Here is a 25,240-nt window from a genome sequence, read left to right as displayed (position 1 = left end):
AGCACCGTCGCGCGCTGAGGTTCCGCGCCGAGGCCGCCCTCGCCCGGCGCCTGGGGGTGATGACAAGGCCGTCAGCGTGGCCCGACCCGGCGAGTTTCGATGGGACCAGGCGGTGCGACGGCTGGTGCCGGCTCGTAGGCTGCCGCCATGACCGAGATCCAGAACCCGACGCCCTGCGACGCCTTCGAGCTGCTCATGGCCGGTAACCAGCGCTTCGTCTCAGGCACCCCCGAGCACCCGAACCAGGACGCCATACGCCGCACCGAGATCGCACCGTCCCAGCAGCCCTTCGCCGTGCTGTTCGGGTGCTCCGACTCCCGGCTGGCCGCCGAGATCATCTTCGACCGCGGCCTGGGCGACCTGTTCGTGGTTCGCACCGCGGGCCACGTCGCCGGTGCGGAAGTCCTCGGTTCGATCGAGTACGGCGTGAGCGTGCTCGACGCCCCGCTCGTCGTCGTACTCGGCCACGACTCGTGCGGGGCCATCGCAGCCGCTTGTGCCGCAGCCGACGGAGGACGGGTGCCCGCCGGCTTCGTCCGTGACGTTGTCGAACGGGTGACCCCGAGCGTGCTGGCAGCCCGCGCCGCCGGACGCGAGACGGCCGACGAGATCCTGGCCGAGCACATCGAGCACACCGTGGACCTGCTGCCCGAGCGCTCCCGCGTCCTGGCCGAGCGGGTGGCCGCCGGCCGCCTCGGCGTGGTGGGGCTGTCCTACCGGCTGACCGACGGCAGTGCACAGCTCGTCGCCTCCCGCGGCCTCAATGCGACGATCCCCGCCACATCCTGACCGCTCCTGGCCGTGGCTGATCAGCATGCTTTTCCGCGGCCGTCAGGAGCAATGACGGGGCGCCTGACGCAGGTTCCGGCGGTGACAGCTACCTCTCACAACAGCGGGACGCGCTCGCGGGTTGACGGCGGCGTGTCCTGCCTGTCGTGGTGACGTTGGAGGAGGCGACACAGCGCTCGTGTGTCAGCGGCCCCTGATGGTGCACCGGCCTCGGGTCAGGGCCGCGAGAAAGCGAAAGCCGCTGGTTCGAAGCAAAGATGACCACTCAAAGTGAACCCGCCATCGCGTCGTGGACGCCGATTCACGTCACCTCTTGGCACAATGCGCTGGTGCAGCCACTGCCGGTTCCCTGCCCCGCTCACCTCATCCCGTACGCCACCGGCACCAATGCCTTCCACGACGCCTACCGCAATGCCATGGCGCACAACGCTGTATTCGTCGCCATCGAATCCGAAGGCCCGCAGTGGACCGTGAAGGCGGACACCCTCACCGCCGGCTCCGGCCACACGGTCGCCGATGCCGTCAACGATGCCATCCGGGCCGCGATCCTCCGTCTGGTCGACAACCACGAGGTCGATTTCGGCGCCTACACGGGACCCGTCTACTTCATGATGCACGGCGTACGCAGCGAAGAACGAGCCCGCGAACTCGCCGCCGCGCTCCACACCGCCCTCTACGGAGACCTGGAACCCCTGGCCCGCTCTGTCCCTCCCACGCCCTGACACGCAACCCTCCAGGCCGCCGACATCTCCAGCATCTTCCGGGTACCCAGCCGCGGTCGGGAAACAGCTCCTTGGAGGCACCTCGTCAGTGCTCGTCACACGGTGGTCCGGGGCCCCGCGGCGCGGCGCAGCCGGTTGGCGATCGCCAGTCCCAGTCCCTCCTCCGACGGCAAGGACGCGATGATGAGGTCGCAGCCGCGCTGGTCGAGTTCGCGCAGGAACCCGTACAGCCCGCGTGCGTAGGCGGCCATCGAACCGGGGACCGCCACCACGGCGTGTGCCTTCACCTCAGCGCCAGCGAAGGCGGCAGGAAGAAGGACACCCACCTGGTGCCCGAGCTCCTGAGCGAGTTCCGCTTCGGCGACGGCCTTCTCCGGCTCGACGAGGACGACCCGAGCACGCGGCGCGTAGTGCGACGGATGCTGGCCCGGCACCCGGATGTGGCTGGTAGCAGGGACCGCGAGCGGGCACCCCAGCACCGCTTCGAGATCCTCGCGCGTCACCCCGCCGGGCCGCAGGATGGTCGGGATCTCGCCCGTGGCGTCGACGATGGTCGACTCGACACCGACCTCACAGGAGCCGCCGTCCAGCACGAAGTCGATGGCATCACCCAGCTCGGCACGGACGTCGTCCGCGGTCGTGGGGCTCACCGAGCCGAAGCGGTTGGCGGACGGGGCCGTGACACCGCCACCGAAGGCCGACAGCAGCGCGAGCGCGAGCGGGTGGTCGGGCACGCGCACGGCCACCGTCTCCAAGCCACCGGTCGCTTCGAGGGGCACCCGGCGACCACGCCGCAGGACCAGCGCGAGGGGCCCCGGCCAGAAGTGTTCGGCCAGCAGGCGGGCCGTCGCGGGTACCTCCTGGACCCAGTCGTCCAGCTGCTCCGCGCCGCTGATGTGGACGATCAGCGGGTGCGAGGGCGGGCGTCCCTTGACCTGGAAGATGCGCGAGACGGCAGAGGGGTCCTCGGCGTTGGCGCCCAGGCCATAGACGGTCTCGGTCGGGAGGGCCACCAGGCCGCCAGCGCGCAGCACCCCGGCTGCCTTCTCGATGTCACTGGTTCTTGCCGTCACGCTCGCAATCCTAGATGCGCCAAGGACCGGCGACGGCCTTGATCAATCTCAGCGCCAACCACGGTTCCTTGATCAAGGCGAGCCTCTGGCCAAGGCGCTGCTGCCGGGCGTTCTTATAGGAGGTTATGGGTGAGCGGGTGCGGCGGGAATCGGGCGAGGTGCCGGATGCGCCATGCGGGCCGGCTCGGGGGCCGGGGACTCGGCGGAGGCTTTCTCGGCGGCGGCGAAATGCTCCATGGCCGCCGTCAGGGGCATCCACGGCCCTCCCCCGCTCCTCCAGGCCAGAGGTCGTCTGGAAGTCCGCCAGGGTGATGTTGTTGGTGGTGAAGGGGTGAAGGGGCCAATCTGACGCCGAGGCGTAGACGGTACACGTGTGGCGCGAGGGTACTTTCCGATGGTCAGGGCGATGACCCGCGCTGCTCCGGCCTCGCTGAGGAGCGTACGGGCCCAGTCAACGGACTTGCCTTCGGTGGTGAAGTCGTCGAAGACGATCACCGTCTCGCCGGCGATCTTCTTCTTGTAGGCCGGGATTGACTCGTACGGTGCGGCCTGAGCCGCGATGGAGATGTTCAGGGTGCCCCTCGACTTGCCGATGCTCTTCTTGTACCGCTCCATGCTGGCTGGACCCGGGCGGAGACGCGGCCGTCCGCCAGCCGTGACGCCCAGGCAGAACGCGCTGGACACATCGTGTCCTCACAGACGTCTGCGCCGTTGACCATGGTGACCGAAGGTGTGTACCTCTTGCGGAGGCTCCGCGCCCTGCTGCTCTCCCCCCCTTCGCGGGGCCGTCTCCTCCCTGGTTGCACCGGCCGGGGACGGCAGCTTCCGGGCCTCCTGCGCCGGCAGGCCCGGAAGCTGCCCACCCTCGCACGTCGGGACTCACCGCTTGCCCACCCGCGGCCGGGCCACCGCAGCAGCCAGGTCAGGAGCCGAGACGTCGATGCTGGGTGACGACGGCACGCTGAACCCAGGCGACAAACGAGGCGAGCCCGTCGAGATCGATCCCATCCGAGTAGCCCGTGCGCTGCCCGACGACGGGTCCCTTGAACGACTTGAGTGAGCTTTCCGTATGATCGATCAAGAGCGGGAAGCGTTTGGATTGCATGGCAAGACGACCGTTGTGGAGCGCCGAGGGCTCGCACTAGGGTCATCGCTGTCACTCCGGCGAGGGGGCAGGCATGACAGCACTAGCCTGACCTGAAGATAGGGGCTTTTGCCCGTGACCCGGGCAGCAGTGCTTCAGTTGTGCCCGGTGGGCGGCGTGGTCGTCATGGGTAGCGGCAGCCGCGGCCTGCAGTGCTGGCGCGTTCAGACCATTCCGTGAAAGGTTTCCTACCGGTAGGTAAGTAGGCGGTCGTCCGTGAAGGGCGAGCCTCCTTGAGGCGAGGGCAGAGGTAGCAACATGGCTGTGGCGGCGCGAGGTCCGGCGGAAGCGATCTCCGGAGCGGCGGCGCCTGGCACTCTGTTCCCTCAGGGCGCAGATATTGGCGTGTTGAACATGTTCGGTATCGATGTCGTTGTTGCATACAGCGAAAACGAGGACGAGATCGAGCGACGTGCTCGCGTCGGCACGCAGGAGCTCACGAATCCTCGGGCGCTGGACCTGCTGATGAACCTTCCACTGGGCGAGCCTGTCCCAGTCACTTCGCTGAGCGACACGGAGCAGCGCGTGCTGAGGCGGATGCCTGCGGGAACGGTTACCCGGCATGACAACGTCGTCGTCCGCGAAGCAACCCACCCCATCCGAGTCGATCTTGCCGTCGTCCCGGGTAAGGGCTGGGCCTCCGCTAAGGAAAAAGCCGAATGGTTCACACCTTTCTGCGCGCGGGCTGTCTTGATCGACCGGCCTTTGCGGCGTCGAGATGACGCCGTGATGGAGGCAGAGTTCTACGGCATTGGGCTACTCGTAGCGATCAGCAATGACGTTGAGGTCGTTGTCCCGCCTCGCCCCTTCGTTCGGCGTCGGCACACTGTGGCCGGCTGGAGGTTCGTGGAAGAGGCGTATAAGCAGCTCTCGGCTAGGTGAGCGGTCTCAGGGTGTGATCGGCAGCGTTGCCCAGGCCTCCAGCGGGTCAGGGACTGCAAAGCCCGCCTTCGAATTTGCCGACAGCCCCAGACGCTGGTTTTCCAGGGCGTAGTGCGCGATGGCTGCGGCACACTTGTCGCGCCACCACGCTTTGCGCTCTAGGCCGGGCTTCCTGCTGGTGATCTCGATGACCCAGGCGCTCCAGATGCTGATGTTGTGGTCTTCCGACTCGCGCCGCGCTTCGCCGCCCGGATCGTTGAATCGGTCCAGGCCGTGACCGTCACAGACGTCGCAGCTGCACGTTGCTGGCGGGTGATTGGCGTACAGGCGGGCCAGTGACTGGGTGCCCTTGAAGCACATCAGGCTCGGCATCAGCACTGACGGATATTGGGGTCCACCGCCGTTGGGGTTGAACAGCGCCCGCTCGCCAGGGGGAATGCTGTGCCGACTGGCGCTGTCGGCGCCGATACCGGCAAACAGCCCGCCGTGCGCGAGTGCGTCCAGTGCGGCCAGATCGGTCCGCAGCAGAGCGACGTCAGGCAGCTCGGCTACGACGCGGCGCAGGTTGGCGGGAACACTCTTGGCCTGCTCCATCGGATCGAACTGCCGGAACAGCGTCAGGGCCTTCGGATGCGGGATGCGCTTGCAGACTGCGATCAGCTGGCTGAGGAATTCATCGGTGAGCCAGGCGATGTCGATCGGGAGGTTGACGATTGTGTCTGCCCGCTCGATGCGTTCGGACTGGCGCATGACCGCCTTGAGCGCCCTGGAGGCTCCCGGGGGGATGTATCCAGTCGGTGTGAGAGCGGCGCTGGCACCGCGGGCCTTCTGCAGCTCAAGCGAGGTGTCGACCGTGTCGAACAGCTCGTTGCCGTCCAGCAGAAAGGGTTCATCGACTGTCGCCGTGTGCGTCTTGTAGGCCGCAGTGTCGATCAGCAGGGCGCCTGTGTAGCCGGAGGTTCGGAGCTGGTAGGCGCGTTCACCCGCCTTCTCCCCGCTCATGACGACGCCGCCGAGGTCATCGTCGAGCGGAGTCCGCATCTGCGGTACGAAGCGGGCGTTCTCATGCAGCAGTACACGCCCCTGCAGCAGCGGCGTGGCCGGTACCGACGCATCGAGGACCCGCAGGGCGGGGGTGCGGCCGGGGAACGGCGAGTTTGCCATTGTCACCTACTTGTTGGTGATTCCGGTGGCCGTGTGGTCACCGGGGCGGAGGAAGGACACGAGTAGATCTCGGTGAACTCCTCGAGTTCCAGGCCGGCTAGGTGGGCTGCCTGGGACAGGTCGAGGTTGTGCTGTTGCCTCAGTCGGGTCGCGACCTTGGCAAGGTGACGCGGGGTCTCGAGCTCGAAGGTAGCGGGTTCGGTGGTTCGGTAGCCCAGGGCGGACATCTCCACCATGAGCGAGCGGTACTGCCACTCGGTGAGGACGCCGAGTGTTTTGGCTCGGCGGGCGAGTGCTGCCATTGAGACCCTCCACCGACGCTTCAGTTCCATCAGTCGCGCCAAGTCCACGCGCGGCCGAAGTTCGGCCACGATGCTCTCGTGCGGCATGAGGAATTCGGCTGCGAATTCATCGGCTTGCTGTTCCTGCAGGCGTCCGTCCCCAGGCTCAGTGTGCATCACGATGTGCCCGAGTTCGTGCGCCAGGCTGAAACGATAACGGTCCGCAGAGGCAGTCGAGTTGAGCAGAACGAGCGGGCGTTCACCGTGCGGCCACTGGCTCACGGCATCCAGCTCACGAGTTTGGAGATCGCGGGCCACGAGCAGTGCGCCGGCGGCTTCGAGCACCTCTACCACATTCGGGACGGGTCCAGACGGGAGTCCCCACTCCAACCGCAGCGTCTCCGCGGCATCGGCCGGCGTATCAAAGTCGTCGACCGTTATATGCCTGAACGTATGTTTTTCGTCGTCGTGGCTCGCGGCCGTCAGGGCTTCCACCTGGAGGCGTGTAACTGCCAGAGTCGCGTGGACGCGTCGCAGTGCCAGTGCGCCCAAGGAGGCGCGCTTGCGGTGGTGAACGAGCCCGACGCCAACCCCGCCGTTGTCAGTGGTGCGGCATAGCATCTCGGGTGTGTACCTGAGAGCTGCGGCGAACAGGGCGAGTCGCTCGCCCCTTACTGCCAGGCGCCCGGCTTCGGCTCGGCTGACATACCCCTGCGACACCGTTTCGTTGGCCGCGCGGCCCGTCATCTCCCGTGCCAGGTCAGCCTGCGTCCAGCCACGCGACTCACGGGCCAGTGTCAACATGGCGGGCTGCGCCACCAAGTCGACGACGTCATCCACGACGACACCCACCTCCCGCGGTCAGGCTCTCCAGCGTGCAGCACTATACAACTCAACGTAGTATACGCAGAAACATACCTCAAAATATTCCGTGCATGATGTGCATCCCTGCTTCCGGTGCAAAGATCGCCTGGCGATCGGGCTCGGCCCCTGTGTACTTGAGGCCAGACATGTGGTCATGGCTCAGTGGCGAAGCCGAGCGGCTGCAACCAGCGCCGGGCCTACCATGGCTCCTCACCTGCTCCGCCAGTCCCGTGACTTGGCATCGGCCCCGACGGGCGTAGGGGCGATCGCGTCTGGGTCTACAAGCCGGAAGGGGCCACGAGGGGTGGAGACGGATTGAGCTTCAGGACGCTACGTGCCTGGAACGGCGAGCAGAGTCGGGCATTCGAAGAGCTGTCGTATCAACTGCTCAAGAACCGCGTGCCAACAGGTACTGAGGCCATCCGAACCGGCAACCCTGACGGCGGTGTGGAGTGGTGCGCCACCCTGCCGGACGGCACGGAGTGGGGCTGGCAGGCCAAGCATGTGGAGGGCATCGATCCGCTGCTGACCGCCATGACGGATTCGGTGAAGCGCGTAGCCAAGGAGCGACCGGAACTCCGCAAGCTGACGTTCGCGATCTCCTGGAACCTGGCCACCGGAACGCGTGGCGGGGAGCGCAAGTCTCAGCGACAGAAGTACGAGGCAAAGGTCGCAACTTGGAAGAAAACGATCTCCGGTGCCGACAGGATTCAGTTCGAGCTGGTGCAGGAGAGTGACCTGCTGGACGAGCTGTCCAAGCCTGAGCACCGCGGTCGGCGCTGGTTCTGGTGGCATCACGTCGCGCTCGGGCGTGACTGGCTGGAGCGGCGCTACAAGGAGCAGGCCGACGCTGCCGGCGAGAAGTACCGGCCCGACCTGCAGGTCGACATTCCCATCCAGGAAGACCTCATCGCGCTCGGCTTCGATCAGGCGGTCCTCACTCATTTCAATCGTCTGCGCTGCGACGTCATCACCGGCGTAAACGATCTACACGTCCTGGTCAAGGATGAGGACGACCCTGGCGCCTTCGCCTATCAAGCCATCCATGACACGGCAGCAGCCCTGAAGTCGACCGCGAGCGCCATCGCAGCACAAGCTGGGGATCCTCCAACTACCCTCCTGCACCTCACAGATCAGCTGTCGGCCGCTGCTGAAGCCATTGAAGCTGCCAGGGACTACGAACGTCGGGCGAAGGCCGAGTGGAGGGAGCTGCCGAGCGACGACCCCAAGCGGAACCAGAATCCTCCGGAACGCGCCGAAGGCTACGGCGTCGGTGTGCTGGGCAAAGCGATCAACGAACTGCACTCGTGGCTTGAGTCTTCGGTCGGCCGTGCCTTCCGGCGGCGTACCTACTTTCTGACAGGGCAGGCAGGGTCGGGCAAGACCCACCTGCTCCTTGATGCCACCCACCGTGCTCTGCTCGCTGATCGGCCCGCAGTGTTCCTGGCCGGTGCGCAGTTCGGCAGGGGCGACCTGTGGGCGAGTGTCGCGGACCAACTCGGCTTGGAGCCGGTCGGCGGCGATGTGCTCCTGAGCGCCATGGATGCCGCCGGCGAAGCTGCAGCGACGTCTGGTAGCCGCTTCGTGATCTTCATCGATGCGCTTAACGAGACGACACCAGCGGACTTCTGGCGAACGCACCTCCCGAGGCTGCGGGCTGCCGTCGCCCGGCATCCGCACGTCGCCCTCGTCGTGTCCTGTCGTGACACCTACCGTGATCTCGTGCTGGAGGGCGCCGAGGGCAAACACTACGTCCACCGCACACATCCGGGATTCGCCGAGCGGGAAGTCGAGGCGACCCAGCGCTACTTCGATCACTATGGTCTCGAAGCCCCCAAAATTCCCCTTCTGACGCCCGAGTTCACGCTGCCGCTCTTCCTCCGCCTGTACTGCGAGAGTCTCTCGGAGACCGACACCCAGTCGCTTCCAACCGGCCACCAAGGCCGCGTCGCCATCTTCGAGCGTTACCTCGGCGCAAAGATCCGCACGGTAGCTCGCCGCCTCCGCCCCGACGCAACCTCAAGCTACGAACTACAGGCGGCACAGACTCATGTCCGCCATGCGCTGAACGCTCTCCTTGACGAGTTGTCCCGGCTTGGCCGCGAGAGCATGAGCGCCGCCAGCGCCCATGAAACACTCAGCTCGTCGCTCGAAGACCCCCGAATTGACGCTGTCAGGCTCATGGGCCTTCTGCAGGAGGAGGGAGTGCTCACACGCGAGCGCCTCCACCTGGGCAGCGGAAGGTCTGGAGAAGGCGTTCGCATCGTCTTCCAGGCCTTCGCTGACTTCCTGCTCTTGAGACGTCGCCTTGCGCTGTCCGACGACCCGCTGAACGACGCAGCGGTCAGACAGTGGCTGACGGAGGTGAGCAGCTGGGGGATCCACGACGCAGCGACCATCCTGTTCCCCGAGGTCTACGGTGTGGAGCTGCTGGACTTCCTGAGTATCAGCATGACCGAGGCTCCGGACGGACACGAAGACGGGGACGCCTGGAACCGGCACCGGCGCGCCCGCCGGCTCTATCAGGTATTTGTGGAGACCCTGCCGTACCGTGCCTCGGAAGCAATCACTCAGCGGACGATCGACCTGCTGAACGAGGCCCAGCGCTATCTGCGTCGTTCGGACCTCTACGAGGTACTCTTCGCCCTCGCACCGCAGCCCGACAACCGACTCAACGGCGAGGCACTGCATCGGTATCTCCTGCAGCGGAAGATGCCCAAGCGTGTCGACAGCGACTTCGGTATCGCGATGTATCACGCGCTGTCCGACGCCTCGGGAACGGCAGCCCGACTCGCCCGCTGGGCGGCAGCGGGACCCTATCCCGCCTACGACCCCAAGGTAGTCGAGCTCGCCTGCATCCCTCTGTGCTGGCTCCTGTCTTCTCCGAACCGATTCATGCGGGACTGGACCACCAAAGCCCTGGTTCACCTGCTACGTGGGCATCTCGACGTCATGCGCGCACTCGTCGAGCGTTTCTGGGCGGTCGACGATCCCTACGTGGTCCAACGTGTAGTCGCGATTGCCTACGGTGCACTCCAGCGCAGCTCTCCTCAACAAGCTGGTCAGGCAAAATCTCTCGCGGAGCTGGTTCATAACCTGGTCTTCACCCGACCCGTCCGACCGGACGAGCTGCTCCTCGACGCTGCGCGCGGTGTCGTCCGGTGGGCCGTAGCGCAGCAGCTGCTGCCTGCATCGGCGCTTGATATGTCCCGGCGCCCATACGGGCTGGGGGTGCCTGGTCCGCCGCCGACGGAGGCGAGGATCAAGGCCAAGTACGGTGGGCGCGAGAGGCAGTCGGCTGACGAGAGCTATTTGTCGATCTATCTCTCACTGATGGGCATGGGTGATTTCGCCCGCTACGTCGTCCAGCCTGGCATTCATCACTTCTTGCGCTACCGCCTCGGGTAGGCGTATCCCGAACGGAAGCCCCGGGAGCCGCGGTTCATCAAGAGCCGCTGGGAGAAGTTCGTCGCGTCGGTCAGTGAAGAACAGAAGGTGACACTGGTCGACAAGTTGCGTAACCCTGAAGAGCAAGCACTGAGCCGGCTCAAGTCCCTTCTGCGCCGTGCGGATGATCCGCTGAGCGAAGAGCAGCGAAAGCTCTGGGACGCCTCGTTCGTGTATCCCCAGCCGGTGGACCACGACTACCCAGCAGACATTGCGTGCCGCTGGATCTTCCGCCGCACACTCAGTCTCGGCTGGACACCCAAGCTGTTCGGAGACGAAGACCGACGCATCGGCCGTGGGCGCGGTGGAAGAGAAGGACACAAGGCCGAACGCTGGGGCAAGAAGTACCAGTGGATGGCCTACCACGAGCTGCTGGCACGGGTTGCGGACAACTATCAGGCATCGCGGCACTTCGGAGATAGCGAGCCCTATGAGGGCTTGCACCAGATCATCGGCGACCGCGAGATCGATCCCAGCCTGCCCCCGATCGACTACCACGCTTTCAACGAAGAAGGCGGCAACGGCGTAACGGCGTGGAGCCCGCCCCTGATCAGCCTCGAGGAGTGGCCACCAGCCCCCCTCGACTTCAGCCGATACCGCGGAGACATCAGACGGTTCGTGGCCGATACCGCCTCCGAGCCGACCGTCGCCGACTCCCTGTTCCTTCGTGACCGAGAAGGCCACGAATGGGTGGCACTCGAGAGCTTCGTGCACAAGGTCGATCCGATGGCCGATAAGGGATGGCGTGGCCAGCAGGAGAAGAGCATTATCCACACACTGCTCGTCAAGGCGGGTGATGCCGAAGCCCTCCTGAAGGCCCTGCGAGACGAATCACGCCACGACACCCGTGATCTCCTCGACTCACACGGCCATACAGACTGCTGCTATGTCGGCGAAGTGGGCCGTATCGGACCGAACTGCCCACACCGGTACGACACCCTTCGCCGGGTATCGATCGGCGGCAAAGAGATCGACGTCGTACCCACCATCGAGGAGTACACCTGGGAAGGTGGCATTCTCGATTGCTCCATTGGCGATACCGCCAGTGTTCTACTGCCTGCGACCTTCATCCAACAGGCCGCGGGATTGACCTTCGATATGCGAGGTCCGGGCTGGCTCGATACTGCGGGCGCACCCGTGTTCACCCACTACGAGGAACCCGGGGATGAAAGCCGTGCGCTTCTGGTGAGGAAGACCTTCCTGCAGAACTTCCTGGCGGAGCACAGTCTTGAGCTGGTTGTGTGGCACTGGTACGAACGAATGCAGCTACGAGACGACTATCACCAAGGCCAACACCCCTATGTCGAATCGAGCGTCATCGCCCGGCTGGGGGCGGACATGAAGATTGGCCAGGGCACCCCGCAGCGGACAGAACGGGACCTGGAGTGATTGGCAGGTCCTTTCTCACCGTGACGTACGGTGCCCCGGTGGCATCCGCTGTGAGACGGCTGGTTAGAGGACTTCTGTCCCCGGTGGATTGAGGTCCGGTGGGTAGCCCTTTGCACGGAGCCAGGTGTCAAGGGCGAGAGCGACGATGTCACCGTGAGGGATGTCGGTGTCGGCGTTGCACCGGCGGATCCGGCGTTGGAACTGAAGAACTTCAGGGACGGCGTGGTTGAGCTGCCCGCGTTTGGTGTGCCGGTCTTTGATGACGTTCAGGGTGTCGGGGTGCGGCCTAAGAGCGTCGTCGGTTGGCTGGAACTCGGCGTCGAGTGCGTCGGCGATTTCACGCAGTCGGCGGGCGTAGGGGGAGTGATCAGGCACGAGAGCTGCTCCGGTCGGTCCGGCTAGGCGGATAGCTATCCGCCTATGGGGCTATTGGAATAGTCGGGGGGAGGGGCGGCCGGACCCCGATGCGAGGACGGCCGCCCCGTGCCTTTCTGCCGGGTTCAGAAGCCGCGGGTGGTGAGCCACTCGTCTAGCGCGACCGAGACGATGTCGCCGATGGGCAGGTGATCGAGTTCGTTGTCGAGCGCGAAGCGTTTGATCCGCTTCTTGAGCTTCAGGGCAGCGGGCACTGACGAGTCGAGGCTCTCCCGCGCGATGATGCGCTGGTTGAGAACGACGGAGACCTCGGGAACGTCCTTGGGACGACCGGGACCGTGAGCGTACGGAGCGCCCTCGCTGGGAGCGTCCTGCGATCGAGCGTGCTGTTCCTGGTGAGAGCCTGGACCGTCGGTCCTCACCGGGAACGCCGTACCGCCTGCCACCGGGGGAACGGCCGGGCGAATGGCCACCTCGGCGGCCGGAGCCGCACCAGCAGCCGCGGACGTGACAGCAGGCGGACCATGCTGCGCAAGAGGTTCGACCGGCTGCGTCACCTGGACCGCAGGTGTTGCACTCTCGGGAGCCGGGGCCACAGGCGGCATGTGCCGCTCCATCGGCATCGGCGCGGACTCCGTCCCCGCCTCGGGCACGTCGACGGCCGGGTGAGTTGGCTGACTGGCAGCCGGCTCCGGCACTGGGCCGCTCGGCGCTTCGGCAGTCGGCTGGGCGGAGCTCTGTGCCACTTCGGGCACCGCCTCGGTCCGGCCCTGTGTCGATGTCTCGGCGGGAACGACGGAAGGAGCGGGCTGAACCTGCGCCTCGCCTGCAGTGGAACGGCCTTCGCCCTGGGCGGTTGCCTGTTCGGCAGCGTACTGCTCGGGGGTGAGCTCGGCGGCCGGGGGAGGGGGCGGCGGGGTCGCCTTCTTGGTCCCGCCCAGGGTGCGGCCGGCGCGGCGTGCCGGGGGCTTCATACGCTCGCTCATGCCGTGAGCTCCTTCATCAGTTCGGCGTACTCGCTCAGCTCGGTCGGGACCTCGCCGAAAGCCTCCATGTAGTGCACCCAGGAGTGGATGACGGTCTCGGCGAGGGGGAAGGGCTCGTCGCGTTCCGGACCGATGCCCTCGCCCTCGGCGGGCTCCAGCAGCTTGTCCTTCGCGGTGCGGGGCAGGCTGGTGCGGTCGTCGGCCTTGACCAGCACCACGTGGGCGGTGACGTCGCGTTCGTTGCGGGCGGCGGCGCGCTCGGCCTCGTCGAAGGTGGCCACGAGCTTGCGGCGCTCGATCTTGGTGGGGGCGACCGGCACGAGCAGCAGGTTCGCCTCGGTAACAGCCTCGTGGAAGATGCGGGAGCTGCCGCCGCCGGCGTCGACCACGATCGCGCCGAACTCGGACCGCTTCTCACGGATGTACTCGGCGATGTCGTCGAACGGGTACCGCTCGACAACCAGGTTGGCCGGGATCTCGAAGCCGGCGGCCTGGGCGACCTTGAACCAGTCGTAGGCGGACTGGCTGGTGGCGTCAGCGTCCAGCAGCAGCGTCGGGACGCCGAGGACGACGGCGTAGTAGAGGGCGATGAACCAGGCGGAGGTGGTCTTGCCGGTGCCGCCCTTGAGCATGCCGACAACGATCACGAACGCGTCCCAGACGTGTTCTGTGGCCGCGGCCAGGGTCTTGTGACGGGTGTTCTCGTTCACGTGTGCTTGATCTCCTGAAACTGGAAAGGTGCGTTGACTCGGCGGGTTGTCGACGGCGTCGACGCTTGCTTGGGGGCCTGGCTGCCTGGCGACGGGCGGGGGAGCCCTTGCTGCGCAACCGAAACTGGGATGGCCCATGGGCGGGTTGCTGAGCCGAACGGCACCGCGTGGGACATCGGAGAGGGCCGCGGTGCTCATGACTGCCTCGCCTGGTCCGCGGGGCCATGGCGGTGCTGGGGCCGCATGGGAGTGCGGGCCTGGTGCAGGAGCCGGTAGACCGTGGCCACGGAGTAGTTGCAGTCCTCAGCGAGCTCCGGCACGGAGGCGCCGGCCTCGTACCGTGCCCGTAGGGACAGCACGAGCTTGTGTCGCTTGGCGGCCCGTGCTGCGGCGCGCATCCGCAGGGTCTGCTGGGTGGTGCGCACGGTGCCGCCGGCCTCGATCAGCAGGCGCCGAGCACTCCGCCTCGTCTCTCCCGCAGCCGTGGCGAGTTCGGTGAGGGTCGCGCCGTGCTGCTCGTAGAGGGCGCGTAGGTGAGCTGCGAGTCGCTGGCGGGCTTGTGGGTCCTGGCGCATCCGGCGGGTCTGCCAGGAGGTGCGCATGACGGTCCCGGCGTCGTGCAGCCGGTTGAGGACGGTGCCATACGACAGGCCGCTGGCGGTGACGAGCTCGTCGACCGTGGCGCCTGACTCGTACTGCTTGCGCAGGGCTTGGGGCGCAACCTCCTTGCTCGGGTCGGAGGTGATCGGGCGTTCTGGGTTCATGCGACGGACTCCCATTCGCTGAGGGCTTCGGCATGGGCGGCGGCCAGCTCGTCGTAACTGCGCTGGTCGGATGGGGTGATGAGGATCAGGCGGCCGTCGGTGGCGACCCGCCAGTCGGCGGCCAGACGGCCGGTGAGCGGGTCGAGGACGCGCCCGTCGGGGGCGTGCCACACGGGCGGGATCTCGTCGGGGCGCGGCGCTGGGACCAGGACCTGGCGGCCGTCGCGGACGATCACCACAGCCCTGCCGCGATGCTCCGCAAATCGGTCCAGTGCCTCCTGGTAGGCCGCCCGCTCCCCCGTGTGCAGGGCCTTCCTCCGGGCCGCGATGCCCCAGGTGCCGTGTTGCTCGGCGACCTCCTCCCAGCCCCGTGCCGGCGTGTGGCCGTTGTCGGCATCCGGGAGGCGGATACCGAAGCCCTCCAGCGCACGCGGTGTAAGGGTCCAGGTGTCTCCGGTGTGCTGGACGAGACCGCGGTCGGCGAGGCGTTTCAGGGTCCGGTAGGTGGTCGCGCGGGAGACCGAGGACGTACCGACGAGTTCGGCAGCGGTCTGGTGGGGGTGCTGGTGCAGGGCGCTGATGATCACGAGGGCGGCGCTGCCGAGGGCGTGGTGGGCGAAGGCGTCGTGGCCCATGAGATGGCCGAGGACGGTGGAGTCGATGTCGGCCGTCGTGGCTGTCTCAGGGGTGGTCCACTCCTCAAGTGCCGGGTCGGGGGGGAACTGAGTGGACCGGAAACGAGACAGCAGAGCGTGGTCGCCGTGTCCGGGGATGGTGCCCTCGCCGAGGTACCAGGTCGAGCCCTCCCGGCCATGGCCCACCCGCAGACGCCGCAGCCAGCCCCGTGGCCGGAGGACCGTCTCGTAGACGACCCGGAGTGTCGTGCGGGAGACTCCGGCTTCCTCCGCGGTCTGCCGCTCACTGGCGTGGTGCAGGGGGCCGCCCGCGATCTCGGCGAAGTTCAGGTGCGCCCGCAGCACACGCAGGGCTGTCCGCCCACGCTCCCCGCGCCACGGTGTCGTTTCGATCCGGTCGCGCAGTGCGGCGAGGACTTCGTACGCCTCGTGCCGGGAGCCCAGCGCCGTGGTGCTGCTGATCGCGTCCGAGGCGCTGGCCCACACCCGGCGGATGTAGTCCAGGGCGCGCGCCTGCCCGGAACGCAGCGCGATGTGCCGGGTGTGCCGTCCGCCTTCGTGCTCGGGGTGCAGTAAGAGCTGCGTGAGCTGGTCGACGGTGCCGCCGACGCGAGCCACGTGGCAGGCGATGGCCGCAGTGATCCGGTGACCGTGCTCAGCCGCGCCCTGGCGGTCCGCGCGCAGGACCACGCTCCGGCGGTCGGAGCCGAGCCTGCTGTAGCTTCCCGCCGCGTAGCGGCCGGTGAGGTCTCCGAGCAGAACCAGGTCAGCCGCAGCCGGAGACAGCCCGTGAAGCCCCAGTCGCTCGCTCGGGTGAAGGGGTCGTTGGGATGGGTCTGCCTGGTGGGTGTGGTGTGGCACTGTGGGGTCGTCTCGCAAGGACGTGGACGCCACCCAGGCCCGCTAAAACCACGGGTGGTGTCCGGAACCGACCTCCAATCGGTGCCAAGCGAAGCCTCCAGGATTGCCGTCCTGGAGGCCTTCGTATGCCTAGCGCCGCTCAGAGGCAGGCGTCCCCATCGCGGCTCGACCGAGAACGACTCGGAGTGCCGTCAGAGGAGTCCTGATCCGCTCGACACCGCCCCGACCTCGGCCGATTCGGGGCCAAACAGAGGGCGATTGCCTCTGACTGGCTCCGAGCAGCTCGGGTCGAACCCGGGTCGAATCAGAGCGGTTTCCTCTGACTGCCTCCGATCGCCTCTGCAACCCGACCTAGCAGGTCACAACCGATACGGCTCACAAAAGCACAGGTCAGAAGGGTGCTCAGGAATACCCGGCGTACAGCCCGACTCGTCTGCCTCACCTGCGGCCTTGTCGCGGCGGGTTGCCCTCCTGGTACAGAGCCGCCACCTCCCCCATGCCTCCAGCGTCCGCACGAGGATCACTGGCGCATGTGCGGGGCCGGGGCGCACCGGTGCCACCACTTCCCTGATCGTCTACGGCGATCATCCGGGGGCTCGCGGCCCGAGAAGCGACCTGCGGCCGGAGCGCCGTTCGTCGCCGTCGTCGGCCGACATCTCTTCCGCCGAGGGCCGTCACAATCCTGCCGGCGGCACAGTACGGTATCGTATGGAGTAACTCTAGACGGTCACGAATGGAGCTGCCATGGTCCGCCCTCGGATCCTCTCCGTACCGGTACCTGAGGATTCCTTACTGCAGAACCTGCTGTCCCGCGTCGACTACTCCGACGCCTTCGCCGTACGGCTGCCATCGGATGCCGGCGTCGACGCGGGCGAGTGGGCCGATCGGTTCTTCGCCCAGCCGCCCTCATGGGTCCGGCGCGCCCTGGCTCTGCGCGACTCGCTGGTCGGCACGCTCGGCTTGAAGACCAACGACCTGGAGGCGGCCGTTCCCTTCCCCGAGCTGCTCCGCACCGGGAGAGAGGTCGTCTACGGGGTGGACGACCGCCACCTCGACTTCCGCGCCTCCGTCCATGTCGCCCGCAGCGACGGGGCCGTCCAAATCTCCGTTGCCACCGTGGTGCACCGGCACAGCCTGTTCGGGCGCTTGTACTTCCTGCCTGTCCGCGTGGTGCATCCCTTGATCATCCGGTCCATGCTGCGTCGCCTGGCCGCATGAATGCACCCGGATCCGGACGCCGTGTGCGGCCAGGCAGCCCAGGGCCGGCCGCCTCACCGGCGACCATTGTTCAGCATTCACCGAATTCACTCGGGTGTTCGCGGAATCGGATAGGTATTGTTTAGTATTCAGTGAATTCATGCTTGACGGTCGAGAAATGGACCGATACGGTCAATGTTGAGGTTTGGTCTCGACCGAACTCAACGGGGGCTAGTGAAGTGTTTGCAAAAGAACAAGGCGTCCTGTATCCGGGTGCGACCTACCTGGGTGCCGAGTCAAAGGTGAACACTGCGATGTGCCACCCCCTGGACCTTTGAAGAGTCAACGGGGAGTAAATTTTGCGGCATGGCCACAGCGGGGAAAGGAAGCGAATCGACGTCGCAGTCGAGCACTCTGCGGCCGACAGGGAAGAGCAGGGAGACATAGAACGCGCTCTCCTTGACGTGCGAGCCCTGGTGGACGACGTTCTGTCGAAATACGAGCATCGTTCAAGTTCTGCGGCCTTAGCACCGGTGAAACTGGTTGATTCAGAGGGCGCCCACAGGGTGATCGAGTACCACCTCGGCCAGGCGACCCGGTCCATACGGGCGCTGCTCCCCTCGGACCACGACGCCGTGCGGGCCCTGAACAGCGTGGTCGAGCGTCTGGACGTGGCGAGGTCGGGCGAGGTGCAAGTGTTGTGCTCGCCGGAGGTGGCCGAGCGGCACCGGATGGCGGACTACGTGACCATGCCCAGCCATCGAGGCGTGGACGTCCGACTGACGGGGCCGGTCGCCCATGGAGCGCTCATCATCGACGGCCGGGTGGCTTTGGTGCCCTGTGCACTGGGAGCGACGCGGTCGAGTGTCACCTTGATCCGCGCCTCGGCTGTCCTGAAGGCGCTGGAGGAGCTGTTCACGAGGGCATGGCAGCGCGCCGTACCGCTGTTGGACCACCAGCGGATCAGCAAGCGCATGCATCATGACTTCACCCAGGACGTCCTGCGCTGTCTCGGCATGGGCTGCACCGATGAAGCGGCGGCGCGCGAACTCGCGGTTTCGGTCCGTACCTATCGGCGGCATGTGTCGGAGATCATGCGGGTGCTCGGTGTGAGTTCACGCTTCCAAGCCGGGGCTCAGGCCGCGGAGTTGGGCCTGCTGCCTCCCGCTGTCAGTGGTGTCGGACCGGTTGGGGGAGGCTGACGGATGCCGCCCTTGTCGCCGTCACCGCTGCCCCACGCCGGCCACCGGCCGCGTTCGGGCGAAGTGGAGGCATGGCTTCTCGACGTTCCCGCGAACAGTGCCGCCGCGACGGCGGGTGCCCGCTGTCTTGACGAGGGGGAGCGGCGCCGTGTTGCCGCGATCACCGCCGAGCGGCCGCGGCTTCGGTACGTCACGGCCCACGTCGGCCTGCGCGTGCTGCTGGGTTCTTATCTGGGGCTGGCTCCCGACCAGGTCGGCTTCGTCCGCACACCGTGTCCGCTGTGCGACGGTCCGCATGGCCGCCCGGCCCTGGCCGGCGAACCGTCGTTGCACTTCTCCATGTCGCACTCGGGCGACATGGTGCTCTTCGCCGTCGCGTCGTCCGCCGTCGGCGCGGATGTCGAGGCTCCCATGGCGAGACACGGCAGATTCGATCTGTCCTCGTATCTCCACCCTGCCGAGTGTCGGGCTCTGCAGATGCTGGCCCCCGCGGAGCGCACTGCGGCCCTGCTGGGGTGCTGGGTTCGCAAGGAGGCCTATCTCAAGGGTGTCGGCTCGGGAATCGCCGGTGGTGTCGGGACGGACTACGTGGGATTGGAGGCCGCATACGCGACCGGCGCAGCCGGCTCGGAGGACGTGCTCCTGCCGTCCGGCTGGGCGATCCTGGATGTCGCCGTACCGGACGGGTTCAAGGCCGCCGTCGCGCTTCGGGACGATCGCCCCGAAGCGCGGAGACGGGCGTGCCTGCCGGTGCGTTCCTTCGGCTTGGGCCAGGTCGGTGGCCGCTGGTCACTCGGGGGTGGGCAGCAACCTGTCCCGGACCGACTGCTGGAAGTCGCCGCCGTCGGCGCCCGGGGGAACCAGGTCCGGGTCGGTGCGTCGAAGATGGAGGACGCCGAGGTAGACGGCGTAGAGCATGAGCGCCGTTGACTCGGCCTCGGTCGGCTGCAGTCCGGTCTCGGTGAGCAGGTGCCGCAGGATCTCCAGGCGGCGCCGGTGCGTCTCCGCCAGAACCTCCCGGACCTCGGGGCGGGCCGTGTCGGCCTGCAACGCGATCTCGATGCCCCGGGAGGGGTTGTCGAAGACGTACTCCAGCAGCGCGGACATCTTGGCGACGGGATCCGGCAGTTCGGCCAGTGACGCGGCCACCTGGTCGGTCGTCGCGTCGCGCCAGTGCTGCAGGGCGGCCCTGACCAGCGCGTCGCGGTTGGCGAAGAACCAGTAGAAACTGCCCTTGCTGGCCCCCAGTTCGGCGGCCAGCGGTTCTACGGCGACCGCACGGGCGCCGCCGTCCGCCATCGCGCTGATCGCCGCATCGATCCAGTCCTGTGCGGTGAACCGCGCCTTTTCCGTGCGTGCCATGCTCAGTACGGTATCGTACGGAGCCGCTCGGCGCCCGGGGCCCATGCCGGGACGCTCGGCCCGCTCGCCCGGGGAGCGCTTGCCGTTGTGGCCCGCAGTCGCACCAGGCCCTGGTCGTATCCGGGGCCGCCTGCACAGTCGCCGCCGTAATGCGGCAGCCGGATGCAGGAACTGGACACGGTGAATGCAGCTTGTGGCCGGTTCCTTGAACCGGCAGGAATGGCTGACATAGTTTGAGACAGCATCGACGAGCACTCAAAAACGGGGGTTTAGGTCTGCCCGTCGGGCAGTAAGTGCGACTGCTTGCGGAGTCGAATTCACAGGGCTGTCGATGGCGCGGTCCGCGAGGATTTCGAGCTCCGCGAAGTGAGCGAGTCCTTACCGCACGGTCTTCGTGGCCGGTGCCGGTACGCAGGTGCACCGTATTGCACGCCCCGTCGTGGCGTGTCCCTTCGGCATGTGGGCGAACGGCGCATCTGTTGTTCATTCATGGGGGAAACAATCATGCATGTTCCATCCACAAGCCATGCCTGCGTTCCGCAACAGCGAAGCCATGGCCAGTCGGCGAAGGAGAACACCGGCCGGCACCCCCGGCCCCACTCCACCTCGCGCCGCCTGTGGGGCCGTCCACCCTACGGATACCGAACCGTCCCTGCCGCGGACGGAACGGGGCGCATGCTCGTCCCGGACGACACCGCGGCGACGGTCGTGCAACGGATCTTCGAGGAGTACCTCGCCGAGAAGAGCCTGCAGGACATCGCGGCGGGGCTGACCTCGGACGGGATACCCACCCCTGGGGCCGGCCGGAGCGGGCCGGGCCGTCGCGCGGCATCGTGGTCGAAGGGGGCGGTGCGCTCGATCCTGGTCAACCCTCGCTACGCCGGGTATGCCACGGGCGGCGAGAGCGCCTGCGGGAGCGGCGGCGGCACGGCGATGGGATGCCCTCCCATCATCCCGGCCGAAACCTTCGAGCAGGTGGATCGGATCTTCGCCGCCCGCCGGGTCGCTTCCGCGTCGCACGCGGCCACCGACGGCAACCGCTACCTGCTGCGCGGCATGATGCGTTGCGCCAGGTGCAACCGGCTGATGCAGGGCACCCGGAACAACGGGGAGTCCTACTACCGCTGCCGCATCCCCTCGGATCACCTGGCGGAACACCCACGCAATGTCTATCTACGGGAGCAGGCGGTCGTCGCTCCGCTTCTGTCCTGGCTGGGCGCGATGCTCACCGCGCGTGGTTTGTCCCGTGCCCTGAGTGCGTCCGGGGCGCCGGTTCCGGGTGTGCACCAGTTGGCCGTCGTCGACGCGGCCGGCCGCCGGCTGCGCGGGCTGCGGAGCGCCTCGGAGGAGGAACGCGCAGAGTTCTTCCGCTCCCTGGGAATGCGTCTCACCTACGCAGATGCCTCGCGCACCCTCCGGGTCAAGCTCGAACTGGAAAGCGGTGTGCCCGCCCTCCGCTCGGAGCTGCACGTGTAACGGACCTGTTTCACTGGCTGCCAACCCCCATTTTCACTCGGCGGTCGGGCCGCCCGTCCATAGGGTAGAGGTGACATTTCGCTGCGCTGAATGTCACCTCGGGAATCTTCGGGAGGAACACGGATGAGCCGGCAGTACGGAATCTCGGTGGTGAAGAAACTCATTCCGCACCGGTTTCCGATCCTCTTGGTCGACCGGGTGCTCGATGTGGTCCCGGGCGAGAGGATCAGCACGGCGAAAGCAGTGACGTGCAACGAGCCCTGGTACCGGGACGTCGCGGACGGAACGCCGGACGACGGCTATGCCTATCCGGTTGAGTTGCTGATCGAGTCGTGGTGCCAGAGCGCCGCGCTCCTTGCTGCGCCGCCGCCGCGATCCGCTCGAGCGGCTCACCCCGCGCGAGCGAGAGGTCCTGGCCCTGATCGCGGAGGGCAGGTCGAACGGGGCGATCGCCCGCGAGCTGGTGGTGTCCGAGGCGGCCGTCGGCAAGCACATCAGCAGCATCCTCACCAAGCTGGACCTGCCCCAGACGGACGAGACCCATCGAAGGGTGCTGGCGGTCCTCGCCTTCCTGCGGGCATGACACCTGCCGCCCCCCTACGTCATGCGGGCGTGAGGCGCGGCGGTGCGGGGAGGGGGATTCACGCCGAGTCGCCGGGCCGAAGGGGACGTGCCGTCACTCGTGCCAGATGCCCCTCGAACACCTCCCGCGCCTGGGGGGTCAGCGTCCGCAGGGCCACCAGTGCCGTGATCACCACATCGCACAGTTCCGCCTGGACGTCCTCCCACGTGTGGGTGACACCCTTGCGGGGGTTCTGGCCGGTCGTGCCGATGATCGCCTCGGCGACCTCGCCGACCTCCTCCGAGAGTTTCAGGACGCGAAGGAGCACGCCTTCCTGGCCCGCGTGCTCACGGGTGGCCTCCAGGCGGGACCAGAGTTCGTCGACGGCCGGCCAGAGGGCGGCGGTGGTGCGGGCGGTGTCCTGATCGGTCATGCCGGGCAGCTTCCCACGCCCCCGGCACCGCGCCGTACCGGCTACTCCTCGAACAGCACCTCCTGCTCCCCCTCCTTCTTCGCCCGCACCCGCTGGTTGCGCGCCCCGATCACCACCGCCGTCGCCGCCGCCGTGACGCCCAGGGCCACCGGCACCATCCAGCCGCGGTCGAAGACATGACCCAGGGCGTGGTCGAGGGAGATCCGGCCGGGGCCCGTCACCGCGAGGCCCGTCGCGGCGAGGCACAGGCTTGCCGCGTACTCGTAGCCGCCCTCCTGGGCGAAGAAGCCGCTGGGCAGGTGGACCGCCGCCGCCCCGGCCATCGCTCCGGCCGCCGCCGCGCCCGCCGCCGGCGTCGCGAGGCCCAGGGCGAGGAGGGTGCCGCCGCCGGTTTCCGCGAGGCCGGCCGCCGTGGCGCTCGCCTTGCCGGGCGCATAGCCGACGGACTCCATGAACTGGCCTGTGCCCTCCAGACCGTGCCCGCCGAACCAGCCGAACAGCTTCTGCGCGCCGTGCGCGGCCAGTACCCCGCCGGTCCCCAGCCGGAGCAACAGCAGACCCAGATCACGTCGGTCGAAACAGCTCACGGTGACTCCCAGGCGGAGAGGCGGAGAGGCGGAGAGGCGCAGAGCACGGAGAGGCTCGTGTTCCCACCGTCGCAGGTCCGACACCCGTCGGCCCGCTGTGGATGGCGTTCGGGTGGCGGGGACGGGGCGGCGGTGTGACTCTGACGCCATGACGATTCAGCCAGCCAAGCTCAGCGATGCGGCCGTCCGGGCCTTCGTGAACGCCGTCAACTCCCATGACCGGGAGGGCTTCATGGCGCTGCTCGCCCCCGGCGCCACCATGTCCGACGACGGCTCCGACCGTGACCTCGCCGAGTGGATCGACCGGGAGATCTTCTCCTCCCACGGCCACATGGAGGTCGACAACGAGTCCGGCGGCGGACGCACCCTCCTCGCCCGCTACCGCAACGACACCTGGGGCGAGATGCGCACCAAGTGGACCTTCACCGTGGAGGACGACGGGCGGATCTCACGCTTCGAGACCGGTCAGGCATAAAGGCCTCCAGGGGGTTGTCTTCGCGTGCGCTCCAACTCCTACCGTCCCTGAGCATGACGACGAAACGAACTCTGGGACGCAGTGGGATCGAAGTCAGCGCACTCGGCTTCGGCTGCTGGGCCATCGGCGGGGAGTGGCAGTCCGCCGACGGACAGCCGCTCGGGTGGGGAAAGGTGGACGACGAGGAGTCCGTGCGGGCGGTCCACCGCGCGCTCGATCTCGGTGTCACCTTCTTCGACACCGCCGACGTCTACGGCACCGGCCACAGCGAGACCGTCCTCGGCCGCGCCCTCGGCAAGCGGCGCGACGACGTCGTGCTCGCCACCAAGTGGGGCAACGTCTTCGACCCGGAGACCCGCACCCTCACCGGCGCCGACGACACCCCGGAGCACGCCCGCCGCGCTCTCACCGCCTCCCTGCGCCGCCTCGGCACCGACCACATCGATCTGTACCAGTTCCATCTGTCCGACGCCGATCCGGCGCGGGGTACCGAACTCCGCGACCTGTGCGAGGAGTTGGTCGGGGAAGGGCTCATCCGCGCCTACGCCTGGAGCACCGACGACCCCGACCGTGCCGCCGTCTTCGCCGAGGGGCCGCACTGCACGGCCGTACAGCATGCCCTCAACGTGCTCCAGGACGCGCCGCGACTCCTCGAACTGTGCGAGCGCATGGACCTCGCGAGCATCAACCGCAGTCCGCTGGCCATGGGGTTGCTCGCCGGGAGGCGGAGCGGGCCGCTGGAGGCCGGGGACATCCGGAGCCGGCCGCCGGCCTGGATGCAGGGGTACGACGGTGACGGGACCGGGGCCGACGCGGACTGGCTGAGCCGGATCGACGCCCTGCGCGACGTCCTCACCAGCGGCGGCCGCACCCTCGCTCAGGGCGCCCTCGCCTGGCTGTGGGCCCGCAGCCCGCGCACCGTGCCGATCCCGGGCTTCCGCTCGGTCGCGCAGGCCGAGCAGAACGCGGGCGCGATGGCGAAGGGGCCGCTCACCGCCGGTCAGCTGGCCCAGATCGACCAGATCCTCGGAAGGTGAGCGGCCCGCCCGCCGGAGCAGATCAGTAGCCGTGACCACCGTACGGCTGTGGCGCGTACGGCTGCTGGGCGTACCCCTCCTCCTGCGCGTACGGCTGCTCGGTCAGCGTGATCTGCCCGGCCTCGATCGTGGCCAGGCGCGGGGCGCGGCAGGCGATGGAGGAGTCGTGGGTGACCAGGACGAAGGTCAGGCCGTGCTCCCGCCACAGGCCCTCCAGCAGGGCCATGATGTCGTCACGGGTGCCCTCGTCGAGGTTGCCGGTGGGTTCGTCGGCGAGCAGCACCTTGGGGTTCTTCACCAGCGCGCGGGCGATCGCGACGCGCTGCTGCTGGCCGCCGGACATCTCCGAGGGGACGTGGGACAGGCGTTCGCCGAGGCCGACCGAGCGCAGGGCCTCGGCCGCCCGTTCCCGGCGCTCGGCGGGCTTCACGCCGAGCGGGACCAGGGCGGTCTCGACGTTCTCCTGCGCGGTGAGCGTCGGGATCAGGTTGAACGCCTGGAAGATGATGCCGATCTTCTCGGCGCGCAGCCGGGTCAGCCGGGCCTCGCCGATGGTCGCCAGGTCGACGCCGTCCAGTTCCACGCTGCCGGAGGACGGGCGGTCCAGGCCGCCGACCATCTGCAGCAGGGTGGACTTGCCGCCGCCCGTCGGGCCCTGGATGACCAGCTGGTCGCCGTCGGCGATGGTGAGGTCGATGCCGCGCAGCGCCTCCACCGTCTGCCTGCCGCGCGTGTAGCGCTTGGTGACGCCGGTGAGTCTGTACATGGGTTCTCCACAAGGTCCGCAAGGTAGGGGGTGGGGTGCCGCCTCCCCGGGGGGAAT

Annotated in this window: 23 protein-coding genes and 2 pseudogenes; 12 read left to right on the top strand and 13 right to left on the bottom strand. The window is 67.6% G+C overall.

From position 1 onward, the window contains the following. Positions 1-147 precede the first annotated feature (147 nt). Positions 148-789, top strand: a complete 642-nt coding sequence (locus tag ACIBJF_RS23605; protein ID WP_399176391.1) for a carbonic anhydrase — start codon at positions 148-150, stop codon at positions 787-789. 329 nt (positions 790-1,118) lie between these two features. After that, entirely contained in the window at positions 1,119-1,511 is a 393-nt protein-coding gene (locus tag ACIBJF_RS23600; protein ID WP_399176389.1) for a hypothetical protein, read from the top strand. 95 nt (positions 1,512-1,606) lie between these two features. Here the strand turns inward: ACIBJF_RS23600 and ACIBJF_RS23595 are convergent, their stop codons facing one another. Then, the gene (locus ACIBJF_RS23595) at positions 1,607-2,584 is read right to left on the bottom strand and encodes an L-threonylcarbamoyladenylate synthase (protein WP_399176387.1); all 978 of its coding nucleotides are present in this window, start codon (positions 2,582-2,584) and stop codon (positions 1,607-1,609) included. A gap of 922 nt (positions 2,585-3,506) precedes the next feature. Beyond that, on the bottom strand, positions 3,507-3,689 hold the full coding sequence (locus ACIBJF_RS23590) for a hypothetical protein (protein WP_399176386.1): 183 nt from the start codon (positions 3,687-3,689) through the stop codon (positions 3,507-3,509). A gap of 297 nt (positions 3,690-3,986) precedes the next feature. Between ACIBJF_RS23590 and ACIBJF_RS23585 the strand changes: the two genes are divergently transcribed. Beyond that, positions 3,987-4,610 (top strand): hypothetical protein, encoded by a 624-nt coding sequence (locus ACIBJF_RS23585; RefSeq protein ID WP_399176384.1) that lies wholly within the window; start codon positions 3,987-3,989, stop codon positions 4,608-4,610. 6 nt (positions 4,611-4,616) lie between these two features. Here ACIBJF_RS23585 and ACIBJF_RS23580 read toward each other — a convergent pair whose 3' ends face one another. After that, positions 4,617-5,774 carry a hypothetical protein gene (locus ACIBJF_RS23580; protein WP_399176383.1) on the bottom strand — a complete coding sequence of 386 codons (1,158 nt, stop codon included), beginning with the start codon at positions 5,772-5,774 and terminating at the stop codon, positions 4,617-4,619. A 2-nt stretch (positions 5,775-5,776) separates the two neighbouring features. Then, on the bottom strand, positions 5,777-6,895 hold the full coding sequence (locus ACIBJF_RS23575; protein WP_399176382.1) for an ImmA/IrrE family metallo-endopeptidase: 1,119 nt from the start codon (positions 6,893-6,895) through the stop codon (positions 5,777-5,779). Positions 6,896-7,234: 339 nt separating this feature from the next. Between ACIBJF_RS23575 and ACIBJF_RS23570 the strand changes: the two genes are divergently transcribed. After that, positions 7,235-10,327 carry a hypothetical protein gene (locus tag ACIBJF_RS23570; protein WP_399176381.1) on the top strand — a complete coding sequence of 1,031 codons (3,093 nt, stop codon included), beginning with the start codon at positions 7,235-7,237 and terminating at the stop codon, positions 10,325-10,327. A gap of 87 nt (positions 10,328-10,414) precedes the next feature. Then, positions 10,415-11,755, top strand: a complete 1,341-nt coding sequence (locus ACIBJF_RS23565; RefSeq protein WP_399176379.1) for a hypothetical protein — start codon at positions 10,415-10,417, stop codon at positions 11,753-11,755. Positions 11,756-11,818: 63 nt separating this feature from the next. Here the strand turns inward: ACIBJF_RS23565 and ACIBJF_RS23560 are convergent, their stop codons facing one another. From ACIBJF_RS23560 to ACIBJF_RS23540, 5 genes are all read right to left on the bottom strand, one after another. Further along, complete coding sequence (locus tag ACIBJF_RS23560) at positions 11,819-12,130, bottom strand: hypothetical protein (RefSeq protein WP_399176377.1); 312 nt, start codon at positions 12,128-12,130, stop codon at positions 11,819-11,821. Between the two features lie 125 nt (positions 12,131-12,255). Beyond that, the gene (locus tag ACIBJF_RS23555) at positions 12,256-13,104 is read right to left on the bottom strand and encodes a hypothetical protein (protein WP_399176375.1); all 849 of its coding nucleotides are present in this window, start codon (positions 13,102-13,104) and stop codon (positions 12,256-12,258) included. Positions 13,105-13,112: 8 nt separating this feature from the next. Beyond that, the gene (locus tag ACIBJF_RS23550; protein WP_399176374.1) at positions 13,113-13,826 is read right to left on the bottom strand and encodes a ParA family protein; all 714 of its coding nucleotides are present in this window, start codon (positions 13,824-13,826) and stop codon (positions 13,113-13,115) included. 194 nt (positions 13,827-14,020) lie between these two features. Beyond that, the gene (locus ACIBJF_RS23545; RefSeq protein WP_399176372.1) at positions 14,021-14,590 is read right to left on the bottom strand and encodes a helix-turn-helix domain-containing protein; all 570 of its coding nucleotides are present in this window, start codon (positions 14,588-14,590) and stop codon (positions 14,021-14,023) included. Further along, positions 14,587-15,915, bottom strand: a complete 1,329-nt coding sequence (locus tag ACIBJF_RS23540; protein WP_399176370.1) for a MarR family transcriptional regulator — start codon at positions 15,913-15,915, stop codon at positions 14,587-14,589. Before ACIBJF_RS23540 ends, ACIBJF_RS23545 begins: the two co-directional genes overlap by 4 nt. Positions 15,916-16,830: 915 nt before the next feature. On the opposite strand from ACIBJF_RS23540, the gene ACIBJF_RS23535 reads away from it, so the two are divergent. From ACIBJF_RS23535 to ACIBJF_RS23525, 3 genes and pseudogenes are all read left to right on the top strand, one after another. Then, entirely contained in the window at positions 16,831-17,304 is a 474-nt protein-coding gene (locus ACIBJF_RS23535; protein WP_399176368.1) for a DUF2867 domain-containing protein, read from the top strand. 455 nt (positions 17,305-17,759) lie between these two features. After that, entirely contained in the window at positions 17,760-18,485 is a 726-nt protein-coding gene (locus ACIBJF_RS23530) for a hypothetical protein (protein WP_399176366.1), read from the top strand. Positions 18,486-18,488: 3 nt separating this feature from the next. Next, a pseudogene (locus ACIBJF_RS23525) lies at positions 18,489-19,043 on the top strand (4'-phosphopantetheinyl transferase family protein); the annotation flags it as partial. A 231-nt stretch (positions 19,044-19,274) separates the two neighbouring features. Here ACIBJF_RS23525 and ACIBJF_RS23520 read toward each other — a convergent pair. Continuing rightward, positions 19,275-19,847: a TetR/AcrR family transcriptional regulator gene (locus ACIBJF_RS23520; RefSeq protein WP_399176365.1), complete on the bottom strand. Its 573-nt coding sequence runs from the start codon at positions 19,845-19,847 to the stop codon at positions 19,275-19,277. A gap of 675 nt (positions 19,848-20,522) precedes the next feature. Here ACIBJF_RS23520 and ACIBJF_RS23515 point away from each other — a divergent pair. Both ACIBJF_RS23515 and ACIBJF_RS23510 read left to right on the top strand, forming a co-directional pair. Further along, the gene (locus tag ACIBJF_RS23515; protein ID WP_399176364.1) at positions 20,523-21,323 is read left to right on the top strand and encodes a recombinase family protein; all 801 of its coding nucleotides are present in this window, start codon (positions 20,523-20,525) and stop codon (positions 21,321-21,323) included. Between the two features lie 349 nt (positions 21,324-21,672). After that, a pseudogene (locus ACIBJF_RS23510) lies at positions 21,673-21,906 on the top strand (response regulator transcription factor); the annotation flags it as partial. Between the two features lie 58 nt (positions 21,907-21,964). Here ACIBJF_RS23510 and ACIBJF_RS23505 read toward each other — a convergent pair. Continuing rightward, the gene (locus ACIBJF_RS23505; protein ID WP_399176362.1) at positions 21,965-22,318 is read right to left on the bottom strand and encodes a MazG-like family protein; all 354 of its coding nucleotides are present in this window, start codon (positions 22,316-22,318) and stop codon (positions 21,965-21,967) included. Between the two features lie 41 nt (positions 22,319-22,359). Beyond that, positions 22,360-22,905, bottom strand: a complete 546-nt coding sequence (locus tag ACIBJF_RS23500) for a DoxX family protein (protein ID WP_399176360.1) — start codon at positions 22,903-22,905, stop codon at positions 22,360-22,362. A gap of 148 nt (positions 22,906-23,053) precedes the next feature. Here ACIBJF_RS23500 and ACIBJF_RS23495 point away from each other — a divergent pair, with 148 nt between their 5' ends. Together ACIBJF_RS23495 and ACIBJF_RS23490 are read left to right on the top strand one after the other, a co-directional pair. After that, the gene (locus tag ACIBJF_RS23495; protein ID WP_365716204.1) at positions 23,054-23,380 is read left to right on the top strand and encodes a nuclear transport factor 2 family protein; all 327 of its coding nucleotides are present in this window, start codon (positions 23,054-23,056) and stop codon (positions 23,378-23,380) included. 53 nt (positions 23,381-23,433) lie between these two features. Then, positions 23,434-24,417 (top strand): aldo/keto reductase, encoded by a 984-nt coding sequence (locus ACIBJF_RS23490; protein WP_399176358.1) that lies wholly within the window; start codon positions 23,434-23,436, stop codon positions 24,415-24,417. A gap of 22 nt (positions 24,418-24,439) precedes the next feature. On the opposite strand, the gene ACIBJF_RS23485 is transcribed toward ACIBJF_RS23490, so the two are convergent. Then, positions 24,440-25,183, bottom strand: a complete 744-nt coding sequence (locus tag ACIBJF_RS23485) for an ABC transporter ATP-binding protein (protein ID WP_399176356.1) — start codon at positions 25,181-25,183, stop codon at positions 24,440-24,442. Between the last annotated feature and the right edge of the window lie 57 nt (positions 25,184-25,240).

The organism is Streptomyces sp. NPDC050743 (genome assembly GCF_044456925.1).
In the GTDB taxonomy this organism is placed as follows: Bacteria; Actinomycetota; Actinomycetes; order Streptomycetales; family Streptomycetaceae; genus Streptomyces.
The sequence above is the reverse complement of the archived record's forward strand: the minus strand, read 5'-3'. Positions and strand labels throughout refer to the sequence as shown.

Excerpts from the sequence above, each read along its gene's own strand:
- ACIBJF_RS23605 (WP_399176391.1), top strand. The coding sequence starts at position 148 with ATGACCGAGATCCAGAACCCGACGCCCTGCGACGCCTTCGAGCTGCTC.
- ACIBJF_RS23590 (WP_399176386.1), bottom strand. The coding sequence starts at position 3,689 with ATGCAATCCAAACGCTTCCCGCTCTTGATCGATCATACGGAAAGCTCA.
- ACIBJF_RS23585 (WP_399176384.1), top strand. The coding sequence starts at position 3,987 with ATGGCTGTGGCGGCGCGAGGTCCGGCGGAAGCGATCTCCGGAGCGGCG.
- ACIBJF_RS23580 (WP_399176383.1), bottom strand. The coding sequence starts at position 5,774 with ATGGCAAACTCGCCGTTCCCCGGCCGCACCCCCGCCCTGCGGGTCCTC.
- ACIBJF_RS23555 (WP_399176375.1), bottom strand. The coding sequence starts at position 13,104 with ATGAAGCCCCCGGCACGCCGCGCCGGCCGCACCCTGGGCGGGACCAAG.
- ACIBJF_RS23545 (WP_399176372.1), bottom strand. The coding sequence starts at position 14,590 with ATGAACCCAGAACGCCCGATCACCTCCGACCCGAGCAAGGAGGTTGCG.
- ACIBJF_RS23535 (WP_399176368.1), top strand. The coding sequence starts at position 16,831 with ATGGTCCGCCCTCGGATCCTCTCCGTACCGGTACCTGAGGATTCCTTA.
- ACIBJF_RS23520 (WP_399176365.1), bottom strand. The coding sequence starts at position 19,847 with ATGGCACGCACGGAAAAGGCGCGGTTCACCGCACAGGACTGGATCGAT.
- ACIBJF_RS23515 (WP_399176364.1), top strand. The coding sequence starts at position 20,523 with ATGCTCGTCCCGGACGACACCGCGGCGACGGTCGTGCAACGGATCTTC.
- ACIBJF_RS23505 (WP_399176362.1), bottom strand. The coding sequence starts at position 22,318 with ATGACCGATCAGGACACCGCCCGCACCACCGCCGCCCTCTGGCCGGCC.
- ACIBJF_RS23495 (WP_365716204.1), top strand. The coding sequence starts at position 23,054 with ATGACGATTCAGCCAGCCAAGCTCAGCGATGCGGCCGTCCGGGCCTTC.
- ACIBJF_RS23490 (WP_399176358.1), top strand. The coding sequence starts at position 23,434 with ATGACGACGAAACGAACTCTGGGACGCAGTGGGATCGAAGTCAGCGCA.
- ACIBJF_RS23485 (WP_399176356.1), bottom strand. The coding sequence starts at position 25,183 with ATGTACAGACTCACCGGCGTCACCAAGCGCTACACGCGCGGCAGGCAG.